Below are 3,061 nucleotides of genomic sequence, written 5' to 3' on the forward strand. Positions count from 1 at the left end.
CGGTGAGCGGCTCGGTGCCGGGCCGCCGCGCCGCGCCGCCCCGCCCGGTGCGGGCCCGGGCCGCCGGGACCGCCGGATCCGCGGGGCCCGCCGGTGCCGCTCACGGCTACCGCGCGAACGTGCCGACGAGCGTCCCGGACGCCACGATCTTGTCCGCCATCGCGTCGCGCAGGTCCTCCGCCGTGAAGCCGGTACCGAGCCCGGACGGCTCCGACAGCCCGTACAACCGGAAGTAGTACCGGTGCGGGTCGTCCCCGATGGGCGGCTTCGGCCCGCCGTACCCGTCGGCGCCGTAGTCGTTGCGGCCGACGATCGCCCCCGTCGGCCGCTCGCCCGGGTCCAGCCCGGTCGTCACCGGGTCGATCCCGGCGACGAGCCAGTGCGCGAACGTGCCGGTCGGCGCGTCCGGGTCCTCGCAGGCCAGCGCGAGCTCCACGACCTCCTCGGGGGCGTCCGACCACTCCAGCGGCGGCGACACGTCGCCGCTGTCGTGCGAGTACTCCGACGGGATGATCGTGTGGTCGTCGAACGCTTCGCTGCGCAGAGTCATGTCCTTCATACGGACCCCGTGCCCGCGAGGAAAGCGACGAATCGCCTAGTGTGCCGCGCTCCCGCAGGTCAGCCCGGGTCAGCCCGCGCTGGACGCCGCCCAGATGTTGATGCCCGCCTCCACCGCGTCCCGGTCGACGGCGGCGAGCTCGTCGGCGGTGAAGTCGAGCCGGTCCAGGGCGGCGAGGTTCTCCTCCAGCTGCTCGACGCCGCTCGCGCCGATCAGCGCCGAGGTGACCCGCCCGTCCCGCAGCGACCAGGACAGCGCCATCTGCGCGAGGCTCTGCCCCCGCCCGGCGGCGATCTCGTTCAGTGTCCGGACGTGCCGCAGGTTCTCCTCCGTGAGCAGGTCCGCCGAGAAGGACGTGCCCTTGCTCGCCCGCGACCCCGCCGGGACCCCGCCGAGGTACTTGCCGGTCAGCATGCCCTGCGCCAGCGGCGAGAACGCGATACAGCCCGCGCCCTCCGCCTCCAGCGTGTCGAGCAGCCCGCCCTCGATCCACCGGTTGAGCATCGAGTACGACGGCTGGTGGATCAGCAGCGGCGTGCCCAGCTCGCGCAGGATCGCCGCGGCCTCCGCCGTCCGCTCCGGCGAGTACGACGAGATGCCCGCGTACAGGGCCTTCCCGGACCGGACGGCGTGGTCCAGTGCGCCCATCGTCTCCTCAAGGGGCGTCTCCGGGTCGAACCGGTGGCTGTAGAAGATGTCGACGTAGTCGACGCCCATCCGGCGCAGCGACTGGTCGAGGCTCGCGAGCAGGTACTTGCGCGACCCCCACTCCCCGTACGGGCCCGGCCACATGTCGTACCCCGCCTTGGTCGAGATGATCATCTCGTCGCGGTACGGCGCGAGGTCCTCCCGCAGCACCCGGCCGAAGTTGATCTCCGCGGAGCCGTAGGGCGGCCCGTAGTTGTTCGCCAGGTCGAAGTGCGTCACCCCGAGGTCGAACGCGCGCCGCAGGATGGCCCGCTGGACGTCCAGGGGACGATCGTCGCCGAAGTTGTGCCACAGCCCGAGCGAGATCGCCGGGAGCCGCAGCCCGCTCCGCCCGCACCGCCGGTAGGGGATCCGCTCGTATCGGTCGTCGGCCGCCACGTAAGTCATGGTCACGATTGTGTCAGCGCCGCGGGCTTGCCGAACCGCGCCGGATCGTCCATGATCGACGCCATGACGATCAGGAAGGGCGGTCTCCGCCCGGGCCGTTGAGCCCCACCGAGCCGGTCCAGGAACCGGCCGAAGAACGCGCCGCCGGACTGCTCGCGCGCGTCGAACCCCTCCCGTATCCGGAGCGCATGCGCGCCCTGGCCCTGCACGCCCGGCGCCTCGCCGGGACACCCGCCCTGAGCGGACTCCTCGAAGAACTGTCCGGGCTCGGACGGTACGAGCGGCGCACCGCCCTGCACATGGCGATGGCCGCCCGCGACCTCCCGTACATCGAACGCGTCCTCGCGGGCCCCGACCTCGAACTGCGACGGGCCGCGCTGCGGGCCGTCCGGACGCTGCCCGTCGCCGACGACGCGGCGGCGGCCGTCCTCGACGACGCCCCGGCGAACCTGCGGCGGGCGTTCTACCGGATGCTGCGGCGCGGCGACCGCCCGGCGGCTCGGCCGACCGGCTCCTGCCGGACGTCCGCGCCCGCTGGGGCGACCGCGAGGCCGCCGCGCTGCTGCCCGCCTGCTCCGGCGCGGCGGTCGCCCGGTGGCTGCCCGGCCTCGACCACGCCGTCACCGCCTGGCGGGCCCTCGCCGGGCGCCACCCCGGCCCGTTCCTGGATCTGGCGCACGAACACGGGGACGGGTGGCGCTGGCTGCGGCGCCGCGACGCGGGCGTCGCCGCCCTGGCCCGGCGCGACCCGGCGGGGCTGCTGGAACTGCTCGAACGCGACGACGTCCGCGACACCCTCTGGGGCGGGTTGCCGAAGGCCGTCGGACGGCGGCTGTTCGCGGTCGACGCCGTCCGGGCCGCGCGGACGGCGGCGGGGACGAGCGGCCGCCCGCTGTTCTCGTGCGACGAGCACCTGCGGTTCCTGCCGATGCGGGAACTGATGGGGATCCTGCCGGGAGACGGCCACGGGCTCGCCCGGAAACTCGCGTACTTCCCGCCGGGCCGGCGCGCCGCGGTGGTCGACGCGGTCGCGGAGCGGCACGGGCGCCTGTTCCGCGGCATGCAGGCGTTCCCGCTGCTTCCGCTGCTGCCGCCGGAGCGCGCCGCGGCCGAGGCGCGGCGGATGCTCGACTGGCACGGTTCGGTGTGGCACTCGTCCCGCAGCGGGCTGGACGACCCGGACGTCCCGCTGCGGCTCACCGCGTACCTCCCGTACGACGAGGCCGCCGGGCCGCTGCGGGACGCGGCGTTCACCGGGGACCCCAGGCGGCGCGGCCTCGCCCGCGGGCTCCTCGTCGGCGCCGCTCGGCCGCACCGGCGACGTCGCGACCCTGCGCGGCGCGGTCGGCGACCTGGCGGAACGCACCCGCAACGAGCGCGATCCGATGCGGCGCGGGCTGATCGAGG

Annotated in this window: 4 protein-coding genes and 1 pseudogene; 2 read left to right on the forward strand and 3 right to left on the reverse strand. The window is 75.0% G+C overall.

What is annotated here, in order from left to right; all coding sequences use genetic code 11:
- Window positions 1-106: 106 nt before the first annotated feature.
- From BJF79_RS35835 to BJF79_RS35845, 3 genes are all read right to left on the reverse strand, one after another.
- Window positions 107-550 carry a YbhB/YbcL family Raf kinase inhibitor-like protein gene (locus BJF79_RS35835; protein WP_262403065.1) on the reverse strand — a complete coding sequence of 148 codons (444 nt, stop codon included), beginning with the start codon at window positions 548-550 and terminating at the stop codon, window positions 107-109.
- Between the two features lie 78 nt (window positions 551-628).
- Window positions 629-1,654 (reverse strand): L-glyceraldehyde 3-phosphate reductase, encoded by a 1,026-nt coding sequence (gene mgrA / locus BJF79_RS35840; protein ID WP_075904091.1) that lies wholly within the window; start codon window positions 1,652-1,654, stop codon window positions 629-631.
- Between the two features lie 2 nt (window positions 1,655-1,656).
- Window positions 1,657-1,863 (reverse strand): hypothetical protein, encoded by a 207-nt coding sequence (locus BJF79_RS35845; RefSeq protein ID WP_143220689.1) that lies wholly within the window; start codon window positions 1,861-1,863, stop codon window positions 1,657-1,659.
- On the opposite strand from BJF79_RS35845, the gene BJF79_RS54335 reads away from it, so the two are divergent.
- On the forward strand, window positions 1,843-2,595 hold the full coding sequence (locus BJF79_RS54335; protein WP_143220691.1) for a hypothetical protein: 753 nt from the start codon (window positions 1,843-1,845) through the stop codon (window positions 2,593-2,595). The genes BJF79_RS35845 and BJF79_RS54335 overlap by 21 nt on opposite strands.
- A pseudogene (locus BJF79_RS35855) lies at window positions 2,583-3,061 on the forward strand (hypothetical protein); the annotation flags it as partial. The gene BJF79_RS54335 and the pseudogene BJF79_RS35855, both read left to right, overlap by 13 nt.

This window comes from Actinomadura sp. CNU-125 (genome assembly GCF_001942465.1).
Lineage (GTDB): Bacteria > Actinomycetota > Actinomycetes > Streptosporangiales > Streptosporangiaceae > Spirillospora.